Raw genomic sequence first — 19,418 nt, 5'->3', positions numbered from 1 at the left:
GCTTTCTGCATCGCAAAACGAAAGCGCAATTTTTGAACTTTTTCGCAACGTAATAAGTATTTTTGTTGCGCTGCACGTGCAGCATGATATGACCAGACCACCCAAGACAGGACGCGATTCATGGCCCATGATGGACAGGACATATCCCAGATGACCACCAATGCGACTTTGCCAGACCTCCTGAGCCTGACCAGCAAAGCTGTACCCGCTGTTGAGGCTGTCTTTGAAAAAGCGCGCGACTCAGTGCGGGGCATGGTGACATCCGATGGGCGCGTCTCTGGTGCGTTGATCGAAGCCAACCAAACCGCCGCCCATGGGCTGGCATGGCTGGCCACCTATCACCAATCGCTGCAACAGATGCAGAGGTGGGCCGAAGCACTGGAAGCCGCAGGCAAGTTTGGTGAGATCGAACTGCTACTGCATCAGATCGCCTTTGGTGAATACCTGCATCAGGTGGCCGGTGGCATCCCAATGAATCAGGGTGAGGTTGTGCGCCTTCAGGATCTTGGCCTTGGTTGGGATGCGTTGTCCGGGTTCCAATGCCCCGAGGTGCAGACCCTCATGTCGCAGGCCAACTCACAAGCCGCGCGGACACGTTTGGTCGAGCTGATGGAGGCGCAAGCCGGTGCCGCCATGTTTGGAGCTTCGGGCCTGGATGAAGAGCTTGAGATGATCCGCGATCAGTTCCGCCGTTATGCGGTGGAAAAGGTCGAACCCAACGCCCATGACTGGCACCTGAAAGACGAACTGATCCCGATCGAGATCATTGAAGAACTGGCCGAAATGGGCGTGTTCGGCCTGACCATCCCCGAGGAATTCGGCGGCTTTGGTCTATCCAAAGCTTCAATGTGCGTGGTTTCAGAAGAGTTGTCGCGCGGCTATATCGGCGTCGGCTCGCTGGGCACCCGGTCCGAAATTGCAGCTGAATTGATCCTGGCTGGCGGCACCGACGAACAGAAGGCCAACTGGCTGCCCAAGCTGGCCAGCGCCGAGATTTTACCGACCGCCGTGTTTACAGAGCCCAACACTGGCTCGGACCTTGGCAGCCTGCGCACCCGAGCGGTCAAAGATGAGAACGGCGACTACCAGATCACTGGCAACAAAACCTGGATCACCCATGCGGCCCGCACTCATGTCATGACCCTGCTGGCCCGTACCAACCCGGACAGCACCGACCACCGTGGCCTGTCCATGTTCCTGGCCGAAAAAACCCCGGGCACTGATGAAAACCCATTCCCCACCCCCGGCATGACCGGTGGCGAGATCGAGGTTCTAGGCTATCGCGGGATGAAAGAATATGAGTTGGGATTTGATTGCTTCCACGTGAAAGGTGAGAACCTTCTGGGCGGGGAAGAAGGCAAGGGTTTCAAACAGCTGATGGAGACGTTTGAATCTGCCCGCATCCAGACCGCCGCCCGCGCCATTGGGGTGGCACAAAGCGCATTGGATATTGCGATGCAATATGCGCAAGACCGCAAACAGTTTGGCAAATCGCTGATCAATTTCCCCCGCGTCTCGGGCAAGCTGGCAATGATGGCGGTCGAGATCATGATCGCGCGCCAGCTGACCTATTTCTCTGCCTGGGAGAAGGACCACGGCCACCGCTGCGATCTTGAGGCCGGTATGGCCAAATTGCTGGGGGCCCGCGTCGCTTGGGCCGCAGCCGACAACGGTCTGCAAATTCATGGCGGCAACGGCTTTGCGCTGGAATACAAGATCAGCCGCGTTCTGTGTGACGCGCGTATTCTGAATATCTTTGAAGGGGCTGCCGAAATTCAGGCACAGGTCATCGCACGACGTCTGCTCGGGTGATCGAATAAGGCGGCCTTGTTTCCCCAACTGACCCGGTCTTTGCACCGGGTCTTTTCTTGTGCCAGTTGTTGCAACCAACGCGGACCAATTTCCTAAATCAGTAGTGTTGGCAAACCTGCGGCCAAACTTCCCCTATGAAATCCGTCGATACCCACTTATTGCCACCAGAAGAAACTGGACAATTGCTGGCACCCGACATGACACGAATACTGGTTCTCTGGGCTATGTTGACAGCCCTAACCCTAAGCGGCTGCGCGGTGCCGCAGCCAACCGCCAATCAGGATGATATCGACGAATTGGCACAAGCCATTCAATCCCTCGGACCAAAGGTTGATCCGGTCGAGGCACAAACCGCCGCATCAATCTCGTACACCTATTCTCAGCACCTTGCCCGAGAATGGAATGTAACCGACCCGGCGATCATACATAACGCCAAGGTCGCCAACGGCTTTCGGGAATACGGGCTGTGCAATGACTGGGCAAAGGCCATGACGCGGCGACTGCGGCAGGAAGGGTTTCGAACGCTCGAACTGCATTGGGCCACTTCACCACCAACACCATTCCGGATCATTCACCATTCCGCCCTGATCAGCGCCAAGGGCGATTCAATGTATGACGGCATAATCCTTGATCCATGGCGCAATAGTGGCGCCTTGTTCTGGGGGCCTGTTCGGGAAGATACCCGGTACAACTGGCACCCAAGGATGGAGGTGCGCACGCAATTACTAAACGGTGAACTTGCGTTCTGAGATCAGGACCCCGTCTCGCATTTTGTGATCGTATCGATCACCACCGGTAACATTCGGGCCGCCACCAGTTTCGATCCTTCTGCCGTCAGGTGCGTGTAGTCGACATACAGGCTTTTGTCTTTGTGTTCAGGAGCTGCGATCTCAGCGATTTCGGTATAGGGAATATCGGCCTGATCAAACAGCGCCGGAAACTCAGCCCGAGCGCGCGTCATCACCTGCTCGCGCCCGGGTACATACCAGTCGCGCGTGATCTGAGCGATCTCCTGATCTGCTGCGCTTAGGTTTTCGACGTTTTCGAATACCACCTCAGGCTGCAGGAAGACATGGTAGCAGAACCCGTGATAGGCACCAAAAGTCTCGATCAGCTTGTAATTGCGCAAAAAACCACGACGCGCGGTTTCGGCCAGCTCGCTTGAGAAATCGCGCTCCAACGCTGTCACGTCGCCAGTCAGATTGTAGTTGGGCGCCTCATAGCGCTGATACAGCCCCTGTGTGAATTTCGAGGCCAGCTTGAACGTATAGGAATACTCGGCCGGGGCCCGTAAGAAAGCATAGGCCGCAAAGAAAGGCTCTCGGTCGTTTAGGGCATCCACCATCCGAGCCGAGGAATAGCCATAGCTCTGGATCGGATTTGTAACGCCCACATTGTAGAAATCATTGTGGCCGTCCAGAAAAACAATCAGGTCGGGCTCGTACTCATAGAGCGTCTCGTAGATATACAGCACATGCTGAAAGCTGTGATAGGCGGCAACACCGGCGTTGATCACCTCGATCTTCACACCGGGCATGTCATCCTTCAGCTGCTCGCGGAGTGCTTGTTCAAGGAAATGAGACACCGTTTCGCTGTTGGTAAGCGTCGGATGATCTGGATACACGCGCCCTTGCGATCCGATGGCATAGGCGGTGGAGCCGCCCATCAGAAAGATGCGGTAGGTGCTATCCGGCTTGGGCAGATCGACGACGGCGTCATACCGGAACCCCTGATCCGAATGAATGCGCTGCCCGCCCGTATCGAATTGACGCTGGTAGTCGGGGTTCAGTTCATGCCCTCGGATCGAGGAGTAAAGATGACGCTCGGCCTTGCCACCGAGCGCATTGTCAAACAAGTGGACTACAGCGACGTAAGACAGCAACTCAACGAGCAGGAACAAAAACACCAGATAAACCAGGATGATGACGACTTTGACGATGGGTCGCGTTCGCTTTTTGGTTTCGGTGTCGCTGACCTGTGACATGAAGCAAACTCTACTTTTGCGCTACCAGCTGAATGGGCATTGCCCTTCGGGATTAGCTGTGATGCTGACTACGGCCCGGGTTTAGCTTGGCTCCACTATGTCGATTTGTGACCTTGGGTCAACTATGGCCTGAGTACAACCAGAAGCCTTCAACTTGCTTGACGATGCCGGATCGACACGCCTAAAGGCAAAGCGTTCCGAGGTCGTAGGAGACAGATATGATCCGCCTTGCCTTTGCGCTACCGCTCATCGGGCTCTTGCAATGTGACCGGGATGAAACCGTGTCTGCCTATGGTGCGGCAGACCAGACATGGACGTTGCAGGAGATTGATGGCCAATTATTTGAGGCCAGCGCGCTGCTACGGTTTCCCGCAGACGGGCAGATTGCCGGAAATGCCCCCTGCAACAGCTATCAGGCGACGATCAGCGCGCCATATCCCTGGTTCGAGATTGAAAACCTCAGCGCGACACGCGCAGCCTGCGCATCGCTCGAACTGGAAGGGACGTATTTTGCCGCGTTGATGGCGATGACTCAATCCGAGGTATCAGGCGACGTGCTGATCCTGCGCAACGAAGCCGGGCACGAGATGGTGTTCAAAGCCGTCGAGTAACCTGATCTACAAACCGTGCCCGTGCTTGAGGCAATGGTGTATGGCCCAACGCGGGGGCGACACGGTTTTCTAGGAAATAACCTGTGGTCTGTAGGCCGGTTGCAACCGCAACATCCGGCGCGTCGCCTTCGCCCCGCAAGCACGCCGGCAACGGCAACAACCGATCTGCCCAATCACCTGCGCCCTCAGTGCTGACCGCCCGCCCCGTTTTGGGTGAGACAAAGGCCAGTCCCTCCGTCGCGCCGGTGACGGCGCAGACTGACAGGTCAAGACCAAAACCCAGTTCCTCAAGCAGCGCCAACTCCCACCGCAGATAGGCCAGCGGCCAAATGTCGTCCTGTCCCAACAGGTCCATCAATTGTTCGGTCTGCTTGTAGATCGCCGGATGCGGCTCTCGCTCTGGCAGGCAGAAGGACAGCAGCGATACAACCGCGTTAAGGCCGGACAAGGCCAACCGACCCGAAAACGCCGCCGCCGCGCGGGACCTCAGGGGTTCAACCTGAAACGTGCCGATATGCTCCTCCAACCGCGCGCGCCAAAGCACATCCAGCTGCGCGCCCGGCTGTAGGATCGGCGCAATCTTCCGGCTGGTCCCACCGCGCACAACCCCGGCATGGCGACCGTGGGCTTCAGTGAAAACCTCGACAATCGCAGATGTTTCGCCGTGTCGGCGAGAAGTCAGAAGTATGCCGTGATCGCGCCAGTCCAAGGCTGTGTCCGTTCGGTTGTCTTGTCTATTCGCAGAAAATCTCATGCCCGCTAAACACACAAGGCAGAAACTGGCCTAGGGGATTTACAGGGTCGAACAATCGAATTGCGCGCTATCACCGCACTGGCTAATGTTCGCCCAATGTTCTTAGAAAGGAATTCAATCCATGTCTCTTAACTACGTAATGATCGGCTCAAACGACGTTGCCAAAGCCCGCAAATTTTACGACACAACAATGGCTGGAATTGGTGGCAAAGTCGTAGCTGAATACATGCCATACGCTGTCTGCTACCAACTGCGCGACGGCGGACGAATATGGGTTTCGCTGCCACATGATCAAAAGACTGCAACACCGGGCAACGGCAACATGGTTGGCCTGATGTGCGAAAGCGAAGATGAAGTGCGCGAAGTCCATGCGATCGCGATGGCCAATGGCGGCACCAACGAAGGCGACCCGGGACCGCGCCCGCAGTATGGCCCGGACTTTTTTGGCGCATATGCCCGCGATCTGGACGGCAACAAGATGAGCTTTGTCTATTTTGCAGACTCAGACTGAACGCGTTTATGTTCTGGCAAAGGTCGGGATACCGAACTCGCTTGAGTTTTTATTCCAACCCCTCTTCCCCTAACAGATGTCGCCCTTGCCTATCCTCGACCTCGATCACCCAAAGATCGGGGTCGAAGCTGCGTTGTTTGGTGAGGGTGGCGTCCACATCGCCTTCGGGCCCTGAGGATAGCTCAATCCATTTCCGTTCACCGCTTATAAGGTCAAAGCTGCGTTGATAGGCGATGGCCTGACCGTCGAGCGTGTTCATCTTGACCAGCACCGCGCCTGCCGTGTTGTCCCCATGGGCCACAACAAATGCCGGGATATCCTGCAATCGCAAACGCGCCAGATAGGCATGCACCCAAAATTCGGCCGTCAGGCGAGTCATGCGTTACCGTCTTTGAAGTCCAGACCCATCTCCGAATAGCGCTCGGATTCTTCCAACCAATTGGGCCGGACCTTGACCTGCAGGAACAGGTGGATCTTGCGGTCGAGGAACTCTTCCAACTCGGCCCGTGCGGCCTGGCTGACGGCTTTGATCGTTTCACCGCGTTTGCCCAGCACGATGCCCTTATGGCCGTCGCGCATGACATAGATGACCTGATCGATCTTGGCCGAGCCATCCTTGCGCTCTTCCCAGTTTTCGGTCTCGACCGTCAGCTGATAGGGCAGCTCCTGGTGTAGGCGCAGGGTCAGTTTCTCGCGCGTCATTTCTGCTGCGATCATGCGCATGGGCAGGTCTGCGATCTGATCTTCGGGGTAGAGCCGCGGGCCTTCGGGCAATTCCGAAGCCAGCCATTTCCGCAGATCATCGACGCCGTGACCCTTTTCGGCCGAGATCATGAACGTCTCGGCAAAGGGATAGCGTGCATTCAGATCGCTGGTCAGTGCCAGCAGCTTCTCAGACGGCACCTTGTCGATCTTGTTGATGGCCAGAGCAATGGTGCGGCCTTGGCCAATCTCTTCCAGACCTTCAAGGATGCGTTCGACGCCTTCGGTGATGCCGCGATGGGCCTCGATCATCAGGACAACCACATCCGCATCCGCAGCGCCGCCCCAAGCGGCGGCGACCATGGCGCGATCCAGGCGGCGGCGGGGTTTGAAGAGGCCGGGCGTATCGACAAAAACCAATTGCGCGTCGCCCTCCATCGCTACACCGCGAATGCGCGCGCGTGTGGTCTGCACCTTATGCGTCACGATCGAGACCTTGGCCCCAACCATTCGATTCAGAAGGGTGGATTTGCCTGCATTTGGCTCTCCGATCAGGGCGATAAATCCGGCGCGTGTCGTCATGTGTACTGCGATCCTGTTTGCAAGTGCGCACCCCTATAGCAGAATGGCGCTGCGGGCCAGAGGGATTTGTTGCGTTCCGAACGGGTCGCGTAATTCTGGAGCATTCGGGAAGCCGGACGCTTCAGTGTCATGCCATCAAGCATTGGAAGACCGGGCTAAGCGGCTTTATCCAGCAGATTGATTTTAAGCTTGCCCTTGTATCGTTAAAGCCAACACATGGTTCGGGTAGGCTTGATCCTTAATACGGAAATCCGTGACGCCAACCTGCCGGAAGCCTTTGGACAGGTAGAAATCAATTGCGGGTTTGTTCTCGGAATTGGTTGTCAGCCAGATCCCATTCCGGCCTAGATCCCGAGCATATTCGATAGCAACATCTAACAATGCGGAACCTATGCCTTTGCCGTGATGGCGGGGTTGGACGTAAAACGTCAGGACCTCAAGATCGGAAAGCCCGTCAACAGGTGCAACGCGTTTCTCTGCTAGCCGAATATAGCCGTCGATCCCGTCGCTGTTTTCAGAGACCATCAGCATATCATCCCCCTCTTCAAGCAGAGCCTCGAACCGGGCGGCCGCGAATTCGGACAGAACAAACTCGGCGAAGAATGCGTTTACGCCATGCCGCAGGTAGGTACTGATCCAGACCTCAATCGACAATGCCGCAAGGCTGGCAGCGTCCGCTTTCTGTGCGGGTCTGATCTTCATGTTCCGAGTTCGACAAAACAGCTCAACTCAACTGACCCAACAGAGATTTCGCAGCAGCCTGCTCGGCCTGGCGTTTGGAGCCTGCGGTCGCCTGCGCCTCAGTGCCGTCCTGCAGACGGGCAGCGATGGTGAAGATGGGGGCGTGGTCGGGGCCGGTGCGTTTGACCTCGACATAAGCCGGAGGTTTCTGACCGCGGGCTTGCGCCCATTCCTGCAGCGCAGTTTTGGCATCACGGGCGTCGGCTTCAACCTTATGAATGCGCTCGCCCCATAGGGCTATGATGACATCTCGCGCCGCCTCAAAACCAGCATCACGATAGATGGCCGCGATGACCGCCTCCATCGCATCGCCAAGCAGTGCCTGTTTGCGGCGACCACCCGACAGCATCTCGGACCGGCCCAATTTCAGGACGGCCCCCAGATCAATTTGGCGAGCGACATCGGCACAGGCCTCTTTGCGGACCAACGCGTTGAAGCGCGGCGCCAACTGGCCTTCGGTGGCTTTCTTGTCCGCCTCTAGTAGGGCAGTCGCCATAACCAACCCCAACACACGGTCCCCCAGAAACTCCAATCGCTGGTTATCGGGCCGCGTGGCCGAAGACACTGATCCATGGGTCAATGCGCGCACCAGCAGTTCAGGATTGGTGAATTCGTATCCCAAACGCTGCTGAAATGCTTTTATCTCGGATGAAAGCTTCAATTCACCGCCTTAAAGAACCGATCCCCACGCCAGGTCCAGAAGAACAACATGGACCGTCCGGCGGATGAGAACATGATCCGATCAGCGCGGCCAATCAGGTTTTCGTAGGGGACATAGCCAACGCCACCGGCAGATTGCGGCAGACGGCTGTCAGCGGAGTTGTCGCGGTTGTCGCCCATGAAGAAGTAGTTGCCTTCTGGCACGGTGTAGATGCCGGTGTTATCCGACCCTTGATTGCCGATGTTCAGTACATCATAGGACACGCCATTAGGCAGCGTTTCAATCAAGCGTGACTTTTCGCAAGTACCACCAATGCCGACAGGGCCGTTTTCACAGCGCGGGCGCAGGCGTTGCGGCCCCTGGGGTTCAGCGATTTCGGTGAACACGCCATCGGGCTGCTGCGGCACCGGTGTGCCGTTTAGAATGATCTGGCCTTCGCGCACCTGGATACGGTCCCCCGGCAATCCGATCAGACGTTTGATATAGTCCCGCCCCGTAACCGGATGTCGGAACACGATGACATCACCGCGCTCGGGCTCGCCGCCCCAGATACGCGTGTTGTCATCGCCGGGCAGCCAGCCACAGATATCTTCGGCATCGATATTCAAAAAGGTCAGGCTGGGGCAGGATGAATAAGAGTAGCCATAGGCCATCTTGTTCACGAACAGAAAGTCGCCAATCAGCAGGGTCTGCTTCATCGAGCCGGAGGGAATCCAGAACGGCTGAAAGAACAGGGTGCGGAAAACGCCCGCGATCAAAAGGGCATAGACGATGGTTTTGATCGTCTCCCACACAGGGTTACCTGTTTTGGCGTCCTCGGCCATACTGCTCTCCGGTCATTGCGTTGTTGGGATGCTACATGCGGGGCGACTGGGGCCAAGTCAAGGCCGCAGCCGTGTCAGCAATGGGTCTGGCCTCGATCACCACAAAAGCCTGCGCCCAGGGGTGATCATCGGTCAGGGTGACGTGGATGATCGCCTCATGCCCCTCGGGCGTCATTTCCTTGAGCCGTTCGGCCGCCCAACCGGTGACATGCATCACGGGTTGACCGGTTTTAAGGTTGGTGACCGCCATATCTTTCCACGAGATGCCCATGCGCAGACCGGTGCCCAACGCCTTGGAACACGCCTCTTTCGCGGCCCAACGTTTGGCATAGGTGCCAGCGGTGTCAGCACGGCGTTCGGCCTTACGCTGCTCGGTCTCGGTGAAGACACGGTTGCGGAACCGGTCGCCAAAGCGATCCAGCGTGCCTTGTATGCGGTCGATATTCGCGAGATCTGTGCCGATGCCGAGGATCATTTTCTTAGCTACTTTTTTTGCCGAAGTGCGTTTGTTTTATTTGTATTACTTGCCCTAACACAGCACGGCAAACAGCTATGGCAACCACTGCCCAGAAAAGCAAAATGACGTTTCTCAAGATGACTTCCCAGAAGTCAACTCTGTGCCAATACCTAAATCCGTAAACCAATACTGAGAGTTGAGCCACCCACAAAACCGACACCGACAGAGCAACCATGTAGGTGGCGTTGTACCATAAGGTAGCGTTTGGGGTCACATCACTAAGCCGCTTTGAAAATGGAAGGGTCTGAACCAACGATGTCATAGCAACCGGGATAACTAGAATATCGAGCGGAAAGAAAAACATTCCCTCTAGGCCCAGTTTTTCTTGAGCAAAGTCTGCATTTGCCGACGACATAAGAAAAACTATGAACAACGCAAGGTATCCAACCCGGTTAAACACCAAGGTTTTCTGATCGGATGCCCAAAGGTTCATCACCCCAACCGCACCGTCAGGATCTTGTAACTCGCCAGCCCGAAGAAGCCGGCAAATGCCAGGTCAAACCAGCGGCGGGCGCGACGGTAACCTTGGACCATGCGCTCCGAAGAAAACAGGAAGGCATAGCCGATAAAGATCAGCAACGACCCGACATAGAGCAGCGCGAAATACCCAAGCAACATCAGCAAGCTGGCATCGTGCGGCGCGACGATGGCGTAGATCGAACCCCAGCTGAGGATTGCCTTGGGATTGGTTAGGTGGATCGCAGCGCCCTTGGCAAAGATTGTCGGCAGAGAACCTGTGACAGGTTGACCCAAAGCAACCTCGTCCGCAGTCATCGCCCGGCGCAAGGCCTTGAGGGCAAGCCAGCCCAGATAGGCCACGCCTACATATCGGATGATCTCAAAAACCCACACATTGGCCAGCATGATCGCCGACAGGCCTAGTGCAGCGGCTATACCCCAGGCTGCAGAACCTGCACAAATGCCCAGCGCGAAGGCCAAACCGGCGCGGCGGCCTTCATTCATAGCGGTTCCTGCGATGCCCATGGTTGCAGGCCCCGGAGAGCCCCCGGCCATGATCCAGGCAAACCAGATCGCAATGAAGCCGTATGTGATCACGCGCGCGCCTCATCCATCAGACGACGCATTTCCTGGATTGCAGGCGTGAGCCCCAGAAAGATCGACTCGCCAATCAGGAAGTGACCGATATTCAGCTCTTTCACCTCGGGGAACGCAGCGACTGGTTGAACCGTATCATAGGTCAGCCCGTGGCCGGCATGTACCTCAAGCCCCAGAGAATGGGCAAAGCTCGACATTGTGCGCAGCGCCTCAAGCTCGCGGGCGGCTTCCTCCACGAGGCCTTCGGCATGGGCATCGCAATAGGCACCGGTGTGCAACTCGATGACCTCGGCCCCAATGCGATGCGCGGCTTCGATCTGACGTTGATCTGCAGCAATGAAGATCGACACGCGGCAACCCACGTCGCGCAACGGCGCAATGAAATGTGCCAGCTTGTTTTCCTCGCGCGCAACTTCAAGCCCGCCTTCGGTGGTGCGTTCCTCGCGCTTTTCGGGAACGATACACACAGCATGCGGTTTGTGGCGCAGGGCGATTTTCTGCATCTCTTCCGTTGCGGCCATTTCGAAGTTCAAGGGAACCGACAGAACCTCCATCAGCCCGTCGATATCGGCGTCAGAGATATGGCGACGATCTTCGCGCAAATGGGCGGTGATGCCATCGGCCCCCGCCTCTTCGGCCAGCTTGGCAGCCCGCAGAGGATCCGGGTAGGCACCGCCACGCGCATTACGTACGGTGGCGACGTGGTCGATGTTTACACCCAGGCGCAATTGGTTGTCAGACATCGTTCGATTCCTTTTGCAGTGTTTGGCCTGAACCTAGAGGCTTTGTTGTCTAAGCGTCAGTGGATTCTTCCGCCCGTCGTCTGATTTCGTCGAATTTCGCCTTGATCTTGTCGCGGCGGCGTTGCTGATACGTGCGGATCAGCGGCAGGCTGAGGTAGTGGCATATAGCTCCGGCCAAAAGGCCGGGCAGAATGCCCCCAACGAGGTAGGGGTAAAACACCTCGTAATAAAACACGCCAAGCCCGTGCCAGTCCGCGACACGGTCAGTGAATATCGACAGAAAGTTGTTTTTGAGATCGCCCAACGCGCTGGCGAACTTACCCATCAACCCGCGCTCAACACTCTTGTCGAACTCTGTGCCCAGAATGAAATGACCCGTTTGCAGGCAGATCACACCAATCGGGACATAAGTCAGGGGATTACCAAAGAACGTCCCGCTGAGCGCCGCAAGGATATTGCCGTTGATCAGGCGTGCACAAAGCGCGGCAACAACGAAGTGCATCCCGTAAAACGGCGTAAAGGCTGCAAAAACTCCGGCGCCGATGCCACGCGCGATCCGATCAGGGGAATCCGGCAGACGTCGCACCCGATGTTTGACGTAGTGAAAGGCCCGGGCCCACCCACCGCGCGGATAGACGAACTCCGATGCGATCTGGACAGGCGAGCGTCGATCTCGGCGCTTGAAAACCACTCCTGATCACCCCTACTCAGCCAGCTGCCACAACTGGTTTCGCCTGTTCCCTGTGCCGCTCAACGGCGGCGACATCGCTTTCAGCCTCAAGCATCAGCATAAGCGAATGCAACTGTTCCAGGTCACGCAACTCAACATTGATCAGCAACCGGTAAAAATCTGGTTTCCGATCAACAAACTCCAGGTTCGAGATATTGGCCTTTTTCTCACCAATCAATGTGCAAATGCGCCCCAGCACCCCGGCGTCATTGCCAATGGTCAAATCAAGTGTCGCGCCATAGGCGGCGGGGTGAGTGCCGGAATGCCAATGCAGATCGACCCAGCGCTCTGGCTCGCTTTCGAATTCTGACAATCGATTGCAATCGATTGCGTGCACCTCAACGCCTTTACCGCGATATGTGATGCCAACAATGCGCTCACCGGGCAACGGCTGGCAGCAAGGTGCACGGTCGAATTTCTGCCCCGGCTCCAGGCCAATCACCGCGCGGCGCATCGGGATCGCATCGCCCTCATCCTTGGTCAGTTCGGGATAAACCGCCTCGACCACGTCATGGGCGGTCAATTCCGCACTGCCCAATCGCGCCAGCAATTCATCTCGATCCTTCAGGCGCAAGTGCTTGGCCGCAGTGTCCAACGCCTTGTCGGTCGCCTTGCGGCCCACATGTTCAAAGCCCGAGCGCGCCAGTTCTTTGCCCAATCGAATAAAGCGCTCGCGATCCACTTCGCGCAGCGCACGCCGGATCGCGGTGCGGGCCTTGCCTGTTACCGCGATCTCAAGCCATGTGACCTGCGGCGTCTGTCCATCTGCGGTGATGATATCCACCGATTGTCCGTTCTTGAGCCGGGTCCATAGCGGTACGCGAATGCCATCCACCTTTGCTCCGACACAAGCGTGGCCAATACGTGTGTGGATGGCATAGGCGAAATCAATCGGTGTTGCCCCGCGCGGCAGTTTCACCACATCGCCCTTGGGCGTGAAGCAGAAGACCTGGTCAGAGTACATTTCCAGCTTTACGGCTTCGAGGAAATCTTCGTGGTCTTCTTCGTTGTCGAACTGTTCAGTCAGGTTCGAAATCCACTTGGCCGGGTCCACGGCAAACGGGTTTTCCGTGCGCACGCCATCGCGATACGACCAATGCGCTGCGACCCCGGTTTCTGCGACGTCATGCATCTGACGGGTGCGGATCTGCACCTCAACCCTCTTACCATCGCGGCCCGACACGGTGGTGTGGATCGAGCGGTATCCGTTCGATTTCGGCTGGCTGATATAATCCTTGAACCGCCCAGGCACCGCTCGCCAACGCTGATGGATTGCTCCAAGCGTGCGATAGCAATCCTCCTCGGTCATGGTGATGATGCGGAACCCGTAGATGTCGGACAGTCGCGAGAAACCCTGGTCTTTCTCCTGCATCTTGCGCCAGATTGAATAGGGTTTCTTGGCACGGCCAAAGACCTCGGCCTCAATCTCTGCTTTTTCCAGTTCATGCCGCATATCACCGGTGATCCGGTGGATCACATCGCCGGTTTCGCGTTGCAAGGTGATAAAGCGGCGGATGATCGACTGGCGGCCTTCGGGGTTGAGAACGCGGAAGGCGAGGTCTTCCAACTCCTCACGCATCCATTGCATCCCCATCCGGCCTGCAAGTGGCGCATAGATATCCATCGTCTCGCGCGCCTTGATCACCTGCTTTTCGGGCCGCATCGCCTTAATGGTGCGCATGTTGTGTAGGCGGTCGGCGAGCTTGACCAAGATGACCCGCAGGTCCTTGGACATGGCCATGAACAGCTTGCGAAAATTCTCAGCCTGTTTGGTCTCGCGGCTGGACAGCTGCAGGTTGGTCAGCTTGGTGACGCCATCGACCAGCTTGGCGACCTCATCCCCGAACAGCTCGGCCACTTTGCCATAGCTGGCCTTGGTGTCTTCGATCGTGTCGTGCAACAGCGCCGTGATGATCGTCGCATCATCCAGACGCTGTTCGGTCAGAATGGCGGCAACGGCAACGGGATGGGTAAAATAAGGCTCGCCGGAATGGCGGAACTGCCCGTCATGCATCTGCTGGCCAAACTCATAGGCCCGCTCGATGCGCTCGGCATTTGTCTTGGGATTGTAATTGCGGACCAGCGCAATCAGGTCTTCTGCTGAAATCATCCGGTCCGCACCTTTATCGCTGGGGTTACCCCTGGCCTTGCGCCTCCATCAGAGCACGCAGGAGCTTTTCTTCGGACATGTCGTCATCAGCTGGCTTGTCCGTTTCTGCACCCATCAGCAATGCCATCTGATCTTCTTCGGGCTCGTCAACCTCGATCTGGGTCTGGTTGGCTTCGATCAGACGCTCGCGCAATTCATCCGCGCTCTGGGTTTCGTCGGCGATCTCGCGCAGCGACACGACAGGGTTCTTGTCGTTATCACGGTCAACGGTGATCGGACCGCCGGCAGAAATCTCGCGCGCCCGGTGGGCGGCAAGCATCACCAATTCGAACCGGTTCGGAACCTTGTCTACGCAGTCTTCAACCGTCACGCGGGCCATTGGGCGCTCTCCGTTACTGAGTCCATGTCAGGAAGGGGTTTATCTAAGGCCGATTGTGCGCCTTGACAAGCAAGAAATGCTGCCCCTGCACCGATCACAGTGGCGTGACCTCAGCGACGTCTGCAGCAGGTAAGGCAGCTATCATTTGCTTCACCGTCTTGTTCAGCACGGGATGCCGCCAGTCCGGTGCGATATCCGCCATAGGAACCAGCACAAACGCCCTGTCCTGAAGGCGCGGATGCGGTAGGATCAGTTCGTCCGGGGCTGCCTGCGCCTGCAGATCCGGATCAAGATCATGCCAATGATCGAAAGTGGCGCGGTCTGGTAATACCTGATCCGCGTAGCAGATCAGATCCAGATCAAGGGTCCGCATGCCCCATCGCTGCGCGCGTTCGCGACCGAACTCATGCTCGACGGCATGCAAATCTTGCAACAACTCCTCCGGAGCTTTGGTCGTTTCAATCGACGCAGCCGCATTCACATAGTCAGGTCCCGCACCTGCAGGAAAACAAGGTGTGGAAAAAAACCGGCTGACGTCACGAATCACCAGACCCTTCTCAGAAAGTGCAGAAAGCGCCTGCCGTAACGTCAAGTGCGGCTCAGTTCGTCCCAAACTGAGATTTGCCCCCAAGGCAACGATGGTTTTTGGCACAGAATCACTCATATGAGGCCGTATATTCCGCCAACTGCATACTTGCGATGCACAACAAATGCCCTAATTATAGGGGCACCAAAGCGCGACATTTTTACACCCACTCACACATCACTCACCGCGCTGTATTATACCGGAAGGGACTATTTATGTTTTATAAAGACGAACGGCTAGCGCTGTTCATCGACGGCTCCAATCTTTATGCGGCCGCCAAAGCGCTTGGATTTGATATCGACTACAAGCTGCTGCGACAGGAATTCATGCGCAGAGGCAAACTACTTCGGGCTTTCTACTACACAGCGCTCCTGGAAAATGACGAGTATTCTCCGATCCGTCCGCTTGTAGACTGGCTGCATTACAACGGCTTCACCATGGTGACCAAGCCGGCCAAGGAATACACCGACAGCATGGGGCGTCGGAAGGTCAAAGGAAACATGGATATCGAACTTACCGTCGATGCCATGGAACTGGCACCGCGTGTTGACCACATCGTGCTGTTCTCGGGCGATGGGGATTTCCGCCCGCTGATCGCCAGCCTGCAACGACAGGGCGTGCGCGTTTCGGTCGTCTCGACCATCCGCAGCCAGCCGCCGATGATCTCGGACGAGCTACGCCGCCAGGCCGACAACTTCATCGAACTGGAAGACCTGCGTGATGTAATCGGGCGCCCCCCGCGCGATATGCCGGTTGAACCCCGCAGCGTCGCAGTCGCTAGCGGAACCTGATCGAAGCTTAGCCCCAAAAGGCTAGGAAGGTCGCGCGGCCAGGGCTCACTGATCTGGCCGCGCTTCATTAACTATAGCTTGGTGCTCAAACACCGGCTGGCTAACACCGATTCATGTCAGATGGATGACAGATCTGGCGGCTGGACCAATGCCGGGAAAAGACTTACCTGTGCCGTAAGGAGACACCGACATGACCAAGCCACCGCTGACATTGTATCTGGCCGCCCCTCGCGGATTTTGTGCAGGCGTAGACCGGGCCATCAAGATCGTTGAAATGGCGCTGGAGAAGTGGGGGGCGCCTGTCTACGTGCGCCACGAAATCGTTCACAACAAGTTCGTCGTCGACGGCTTGCGCGACAAAGGTGCTGTTTTCGTGGCCGAGTTGGACGAATGCCCGGATGATCGCCCTGTGATCTTCTCGGCTCATGGCGTGCCAAAATCTGTCCCGGCTGAGGCATCCAGGCGCGAGATGCTGTTTGTAGATGCGACCTGCCCGCTGGTGTCAAAGGTGCATATCGAGGCGCAACGCCATTTCGATGCCGGTCTGCAGATGGTGATGATCGGCCATAAAGGACACCCGGAAACGATTGGCACGATGGGGCAATTGCCCGAAGGCGAAGTGCTGCTGGTCGAAACCCTCGAAGACGTGGCCGGTATCGAGGTGAGGAACCCGGACAAGCTGGCGTTTGTGACCCAGACCACGCTGTCGATTGATGACACGAAAGACGTGATCGCCGCCTTGCAGGACCGCTTTCCAGCCATCGTGGGGCCGCATAAGGAAGACATCTGCTACGCCACCACAAACCGGCAAGAAGCTGTCAAAGCCGTGGCCCCAAAGTCAGACGCCTTGCTGGTGGTCGGTGCACCGAACTCGTCAAACTCGAAACGTCTGGTCGAGGTCGCCTCACGCGCCGGATGCAGCTATGCACAACTGGTTCAGCGCGCACCCGATATCGACTGGCGCGCCCTTGAGGGTATTGCCAGCGTGGCCATCACAGCCGGGGCCTCGGCCCCCGAGCAACTGGTGAACGAGGTCGTCGACGCTTTCCGTGAACGGTATGATGTGACAGTTGAGCTGGCTGAAAACGCCGTGGAAAACGTGGAATTCAAAGTGCCCCGTGTGCTTAGGCAGCCGGCATGAATGGCGTGCCCAAGGCTGCGCTGTACTTGGGTCTGGCGGGGTTGATCCCGTTCATCTGGGGTGCTTTGACTTATCTGAACAGTGATCTGAACGCATGGGGTTCGCGGCAGTTTGGCGCGCGTTTCGTCGGGCCATACATCCAACTGTTTTACGGCTCGGTCATTCTGAGTTTCATGTCTGGGGTGCTTTGGGGTTTTGCAACCAAAGCATCAGGTAGCCGAGCAACAGTGGGGTATACCCTGTCGGTTCTACCCGCGCTCTGGGCCTTTTTCATGACAGGTGGCGGGCCGGTGAATGCGGGCAACAACCTGATTGCTGGCTTTGCGGGACTTTTGGTCTTGGATGCCATCTTTTGGTACTGGGGTTTGGCACCCAACTGGTGGATGCGACTGCGCATTCTGCTGACCGTGATTGTACTGCTTTGCCTGGCAGTAGGAGTTTACCTATGAGCGACAGCAACACCATATCCGTATATGACGCTCAGGCGACGCGCTACGCCGAGCTGACGAATGAAGACAACACGGGCGACCCTCATCTAAGCCGGTTCATTCAAGCCGTGCCCGCCGGTGGCAAAGTGCTGGATTTCGGGTGTGGACCGGGCGCATCCTCTGCAATCATGGTCAAGGCAGGATTACAAGTCGACGCAATGGATGCGTCGGAAGAAATGGTAAAACTGGCCTCAGAACATTCCGGTGTTTCGGCCCGGCAAGCCACATTTTCTGATCTTACGGTCAAAGGCATCTATGACGGCATCTGGGCCAATTTTAGCCTGCTGCACGCCACGCGGGCAGAATTTCCCAAACACCTGAGCGCCATTCACCGCGCACTGAAACCCGGTGGTGCGTTCTTTATCGCCATGAAACTGGGCGAAGGCGACGGGCCCGACCGTTTGGGTCGCTTTTATAGTTACTACTCCGAGGACGAATTGAAGACTTATCTGGAAGATGCGGGCTTCACCATCACAAGCCGAAGACGAGGCAGCGGTACTGGCCTTGACGGCTCGGTCTCGGAATACATCGCGCTGGCCGCCCATGCCTGACCTGTTCGCCTATACCGACGGGGCCTGCTCTGGCAATCCCGGCCCCGGTGGTTGGGGCGTGCTGCTGCGCGCGATGGAGGGTGAGAAGGTCCTGAAAGAGCGTGAGTTAAACGGCGGTGAAGCCGAGACCACGAACAACCGAATGGAATTGCTGGCCGCAATCAGCGCCTTGGAAACGCTAGAGCGCGCATCCCGTATCACCATCGTGACCGACAGCGCCTATGTCAAAAACGGCGTCACCGGTTGGATTTTCGGGTGGAAGCGGAACGGTTGGAAAACGTCGAACAAAAAGCCCGTCAAAAACGTGGACCTGTGGCAACGTCTGGATACCGCGCAAGAACGCCATGATGTGACCTGGGAATGGGTCAAAGGCCATGCTGGCCATCCCGAAAATGAAAAAGCCGATGAACTGGCCCGCGCCGGCATGGCCCCGTTCAAACCCAAAAAGGCGCAGGCGTGAACGGGCTTGCACTGCTCGACTATGCCTCGGTCTTAGTCTTTGCATTGACCGGCGCGCTTGTTGCGAGCCGGGCGCAGCTTGACCTTGTGGGGTTTGCATTCATGGCCTGCCTGACAGCAGTGGGCGGCGGCACCGTTCGGGACCTGTTGCTGGATCGTCACCCTGTGTTTTGGGTCGGCCAGCCCGATTACATCCTGATCGCAGTCAGCGCCGCCGTTCTGGTGTTCTTCACCGCTCATCTGGTTGAGAGCAGATATAACTGGCTGGTCTGGCTTGACAGTTTCGCCCTATCCATCGCTGTTGCTGCCGGAACAGGCGCCGCGCTGTCACTGGGCCAATCCGGGATCATCGTGGTGTTAATGGGTGTTACAACCGGATGTCTGGGCGGCCTGATGCGCGATGTGGTTTGCAATGAGGTGCCTCTGGTGCTGAAACAGGGTGAGCTATATGTCTCCTGCGCCTTAGCAGGAGCGTTAAGCGCGGTTTTGGCCACCAAGTTCGGGCTAGAGGGCCTGCTGGCTCTTGGGTTATGTGCTCTTGTTTGCTGGGTTCTCAGAGCTGGCTCTTTGCTGTTTGGCTGGCAATTGCCGGTTTACAAGGCCCGACCACCGCGACAATAAGCTTGACACTGGCGCACCACCTGTTGGCTGTTTGCAGTCTGCTAAGCTTTGGAGATCAAAAACT

Annotated in this window: 25 protein-coding genes; 10 read left to right on the top strand and 15 right to left on the bottom strand. The window is 57.0% G+C overall.

The window, feature by feature from the left end:
* The first annotated feature begins 120 nt into the window (after window positions 1–120).
* On the top strand, window positions 121–1,812 hold the full coding sequence (locus ACR0EL_RS18925) for an acyl-CoA dehydrogenase family protein (protein WP_480501589.1): 1,692 nt from the start codon (window positions 121–123) through the stop codon (window positions 1,810–1,812).
* Window positions 1,813–2,009: 197 nt separating this feature from the next.
* Window positions 2,010–2,561: a hypothetical protein gene (locus tag ACR0EL_RS18920; RefSeq protein ID WP_353013387.1), complete on the top strand. Its 552-nt coding sequence runs from the start codon at window positions 2,010–2,012 to the stop codon at window positions 2,559–2,561.
* Between the two features lie 2 nt (window positions 2,562–2,563).
* Here the strand turns inward: ACR0EL_RS18920 and ACR0EL_RS18915 are convergent, their stop codons facing one another.
* Window positions 2,564–3,796, bottom strand: coding sequence for a hypothetical protein (locus tag ACR0EL_RS18915; protein ID WP_480501588.1), 1,233 nt, complete (start codon window positions 3,794–3,796; stop codon window positions 2,564–2,566).
* Window positions 3,797–4,014: 218 nt separating this feature from the next.
* Between ACR0EL_RS18915 and ACR0EL_RS18910 the strand changes: the two genes are divergently transcribed.
* Window positions 4,015–4,407: an META domain-containing protein gene (locus ACR0EL_RS18910; RefSeq protein ID WP_480501587.1), complete on the top strand. Its 393-nt coding sequence runs from the start codon at window positions 4,015–4,017 to the stop codon at window positions 4,405–4,407.
* Here the strand turns inward: ACR0EL_RS18910 and recO are convergent.
* Window positions 4,391–5,116, bottom strand: coding sequence for a DNA repair protein RecO (gene recO, locus ACR0EL_RS18905; protein WP_480501586.1), 726 nt, complete (start codon window positions 5,114–5,116; stop codon window positions 4,391–4,393). The genes ACR0EL_RS18910 and recO overlap by 17 nt on opposite strands.
* A gap of 166 nt (window positions 5,117–5,282) precedes the next feature.
* Here recO and ACR0EL_RS18900 point away from each other — a divergent pair, with 166 nt between their 5' ends.
* Window positions 5,283–5,672, top strand: a complete 390-nt coding sequence (locus ACR0EL_RS18900) for a VOC family protein (RefSeq protein ID WP_480501585.1) — start codon at window positions 5,283–5,285, stop codon at window positions 5,670–5,672.
* Between the two features lie 49 nt (window positions 5,673–5,721).
* On the opposite strand, the gene ACR0EL_RS18895 is transcribed toward ACR0EL_RS18900, so the two are convergent.
* The 13 genes from ACR0EL_RS18895 to folK form a co-directional block, all read right to left on the bottom strand.
* Window positions 5,722–6,051, bottom strand: coding sequence for a DUF1491 family protein (locus ACR0EL_RS18895; protein ID WP_480501584.1), 330 nt, complete (start codon window positions 6,049–6,051; stop codon window positions 5,722–5,724).
* A complete protein-coding gene (era, locus tag ACR0EL_RS18890; RefSeq protein WP_480501583.1) occupies window positions 6,048–6,956 on the bottom strand; it encodes a GTPase Era in 909 nt (302 codons plus the stop codon). Before era ends, ACR0EL_RS18895 begins: the two co-directional genes overlap by 4 nt.
* A gap of 183 nt (window positions 6,957–7,139) precedes the next feature.
* A complete protein-coding gene (locus ACR0EL_RS18885; RefSeq protein WP_480501582.1) occupies window positions 7,140–7,658 on the bottom strand; it encodes a GNAT family N-acetyltransferase in 519 nt (172 codons plus the stop codon).
* A 22-nt stretch (window positions 7,659–7,680) separates the two neighbouring features.
* Window positions 7,681–8,358 carry a ribonuclease III gene (gene rnc, locus ACR0EL_RS18880; protein ID WP_353013375.1) on the bottom strand — a complete coding sequence of 226 codons (678 nt, stop codon included), beginning with the start codon at window positions 8,356–8,358 and terminating at the stop codon, window positions 7,681–7,683.
* Window positions 8,355–9,182 carry a signal peptidase I gene (lepB, locus tag ACR0EL_RS18875; protein WP_480501581.1) on the bottom strand — a complete coding sequence of 276 codons (828 nt, stop codon included), beginning with the start codon at window positions 9,180–9,182 and terminating at the stop codon, window positions 8,355–8,357. The genes rnc and lepB overlap by 4 nt, the downstream gene beginning before the upstream one ends.
* Window positions 9,183–9,213: 31 nt before the next feature.
* Window positions 9,214–9,657 (bottom strand): holo-ACP synthase, encoded by a 444-nt coding sequence (gene acpS / locus ACR0EL_RS18870; protein ID WP_480501580.1) that lies wholly within the window; start codon window positions 9,655–9,657, stop codon window positions 9,214–9,216.
* A 4-nt stretch (window positions 9,658–9,661) separates the two neighbouring features.
* Window positions 9,662–10,132: a hypothetical protein gene (locus ACR0EL_RS18865; protein ID WP_480501579.1), complete on the bottom strand. Its 471-nt coding sequence runs from the start codon at window positions 10,130–10,132 to the stop codon at window positions 9,662–9,664.
* On the bottom strand, window positions 10,132–10,755 hold the full coding sequence (locus ACR0EL_RS18860; RefSeq protein ID WP_480501578.1) for a LysE family translocator: 624 nt from the start codon (window positions 10,753–10,755) through the stop codon (window positions 10,132–10,134). Before ACR0EL_RS18860 ends, ACR0EL_RS18865 begins: the two co-directional genes overlap by 1 nt.
* Window positions 10,752–11,498: a pyridoxine 5'-phosphate synthase gene (locus ACR0EL_RS18855; RefSeq protein WP_480501577.1), complete on the bottom strand. Its 747-nt coding sequence runs from the start codon at window positions 11,496–11,498 to the stop codon at window positions 10,752–10,754. The genes ACR0EL_RS18860 and ACR0EL_RS18855 overlap by 4 nt, the downstream gene beginning before the upstream one ends.
* A 49-nt stretch (window positions 11,499–11,547) precedes the next feature.
* Window positions 11,548–12,189: a DUF2062 domain-containing protein gene (locus ACR0EL_RS18850; RefSeq protein WP_480501576.1), complete on the bottom strand. Its 642-nt coding sequence runs from the start codon at window positions 12,187–12,189 to the stop codon at window positions 11,548–11,550.
* 16 nt (window positions 12,190–12,205) lie between these two features.
* Window positions 12,206–14,338, bottom strand: coding sequence for a RelA/SpoT family protein (locus tag ACR0EL_RS18845; protein WP_480501575.1), 2,133 nt, complete (start codon window positions 14,336–14,338; stop codon window positions 12,206–12,208).
* Between the two features lie 25 nt (window positions 14,339–14,363).
* Window positions 14,364–14,717, bottom strand: a complete 354-nt coding sequence (rpoZ, locus tag ACR0EL_RS18840) for a DNA-directed RNA polymerase subunit omega (protein WP_142639234.1) — start codon at window positions 14,715–14,717, stop codon at window positions 14,364–14,366.
* A gap of 94 nt (window positions 14,718–14,811) precedes the next feature.
* A complete protein-coding gene (folK, locus tag ACR0EL_RS18835) occupies window positions 14,812–15,381 on the bottom strand; it encodes a 2-amino-4-hydroxy-6-hydroxymethyldihydropteridine diphosphokinase (RefSeq protein WP_480501574.1) in 570 nt (189 codons plus the stop codon).
* 137 nt (window positions 15,382–15,518) lie between these two features.
* Between folK and ACR0EL_RS18830 the strand changes: the two genes are divergently transcribed.
* From ACR0EL_RS18830 to ACR0EL_RS18805, 6 genes are all read left to right on the top strand, one after another.
* A complete protein-coding gene (locus tag ACR0EL_RS18830; protein ID WP_480501573.1) occupies window positions 15,519–16,094 on the top strand; it encodes a LabA-like NYN domain-containing protein in 576 nt (191 codons plus the stop codon).
* A 190-nt stretch (window positions 16,095–16,284) separates the two neighbouring features.
* On the top strand, window positions 16,285–17,235 hold the full coding sequence (gene ispH, locus ACR0EL_RS18825) for a 4-hydroxy-3-methylbut-2-enyl diphosphate reductase (RefSeq protein ID WP_480501572.1): 951 nt from the start codon (window positions 16,285–16,287) through the stop codon (window positions 17,233–17,235).
* Complete coding sequence (locus ACR0EL_RS18820) at window positions 17,232–17,684, top strand: DUF3429 domain-containing protein (RefSeq protein ID WP_353013353.1); 453 nt, start codon at window positions 17,232–17,234, stop codon at window positions 17,682–17,684. Before ispH ends, ACR0EL_RS18820 begins: the two co-directional genes overlap by 4 nt.
* Window positions 17,681–18,274 carry a class I SAM-dependent methyltransferase gene (locus ACR0EL_RS18815; protein ID WP_480501571.1) on the top strand — a complete coding sequence of 198 codons (594 nt, stop codon included), beginning with the start codon at window positions 17,681–17,683 and terminating at the stop codon, window positions 18,272–18,274. Before ACR0EL_RS18820 ends, ACR0EL_RS18815 begins: the two co-directional genes overlap by 4 nt.
* Complete coding sequence (gene rnhA / locus ACR0EL_RS18810; protein ID WP_480501570.1) at window positions 18,267–18,734, top strand: ribonuclease HI; 468 nt, start codon at window positions 18,267–18,269, stop codon at window positions 18,732–18,734. The genes ACR0EL_RS18815 and rnhA overlap by 8 nt, the downstream gene beginning before the upstream one ends.
* On the top strand, window positions 18,731–19,354 hold the full coding sequence (locus ACR0EL_RS18805; protein WP_353013348.1) for a trimeric intracellular cation channel family protein: 624 nt from the start codon (window positions 18,731–18,733) through the stop codon (window positions 19,352–19,354). Before rnhA ends, ACR0EL_RS18805 begins: the two co-directional genes overlap by 4 nt.
* Window positions 19,355–19,418: the final 64 nt, after the last annotated feature.

This window comes from Ruegeria sp. AH12 (genome assembly GCF_056541465.1).
This window is presented reverse-complemented; position numbering and strand designations above follow the sequence as displayed.